1 protein-coding gene is annotated in these 1,155 nt (G+C 72.3%); it reads right to left on the bottom strand.

Annotation, left to right across the window (positions count from 1 at the left end):
* Positions 1-871 (bottom strand): AfsR/SARP family transcriptional regulator (locus tag ACWDX9_RS63505; RefSeq protein ID WP_449973485.1); only part of this gene is annotated, 871 nt, incomplete at its 3' end.
* Positions 872-1,155: the final 284 nt, after the last annotated feature.

Raw genomic sequence — 1,155 nt, 5'->3', positions numbered from 1 at the left:
CGGCGATCGCGGGCGGCCCGTCCGGCCGGTGGGCCTCGGGGGACAGGGCACGCGTCACGGCCGCGACGTCCCGCGCCCTGCCGGTGAAGTCCGGCACGTCCGCGGGGAGCTGGTGGGGCGCCGCCGCGACGGGCGCGGGCGGGGCGTCGCCCGCCAGCACGGACGCGTGCACGTCGCGTAACTCCTGTCCCGGCTCGATGCCCAGCTCGTCCACGAGCTGCCGCCTGATCGTGGCGTAGGCGTTCAGGGCCTCGGCGCGCCGGCCGCTGTGGTGCAGGGCGAGGATCAGCTGCTGCCACAGGTCCTCGCGGTAGGGGTGCTCGCCGATCAGGTCGCGCAGGTCGTCGATCGCGGCGGCGTGCTCGCCGCGGGCCAGCTTCAGCGCCACCAGCTCCTCGACCGCGGCCAGCCGGGCCTGGGTGAGCGCGCGCAGCCGCCCGTCCCACAGCGGGCTGGCGGGCAGGTCGCCGAGCGGGGTGCCGCGCCACAACGCCAGCGCCCGGCGTAAGTGCTCCGCCGGCTCCTCGGTACGCCCCGCCGCCCGCGCCCTGGCCACCAGGTCCTCGAACTCCAGGGCGTCCAGCCGCCCCGTGTCGAGCTGCATCACGTAACCGGCGGGCCGGGCCTCGATCTGGACGCCGGCCGAGCGCAGCGTGCTCACGTACGTGCGCAGGTTGGCCACGGCCGAGGACGGCTGCGTCCGGGGCCACAGCACCTCGACGAGCGCCTCCGAGCTGACCACCTCGTTGGCCTCCAGCAACAGCGAGGCGAGCAGGAGCCTGGGCTTCCTGCCCGCGATGCGTAGGGGCCCTGCCGGGACCCGGGCCTGCAGCGGCCCAAGAACACTGAATACGGGCTGTTCAACCACCATGACCGCGCGTTCTCCTGAGCTGGGCGCCGTGCGAGGGCGTCCGTTGGGTGAAGCGTTCAAGCTGGAAGGGCCTTTATACCGATTTTGGATGTTCTTTGTATGCCGGACTCGCAATCTTGATCCGCAGCAAGAGCGCTTCGGAAGATCTAACGGACAAGATTCGCGGCTCCGGCGGGCATCGCCCCTCGCTGCGCGCAGAAAGGTATCCGCATGAGAACCAGAGGGGTGCTTACGGCCGGGCTCGCCCTGCTCTTCAGCCTCACGACGGGCCCGATCGCGACGGC

This window comes from Nonomuraea sp. NPDC003201 (genome assembly GCF_053590415.1).
This window is presented reverse-complemented; position numbering and strand designations above follow the sequence as displayed.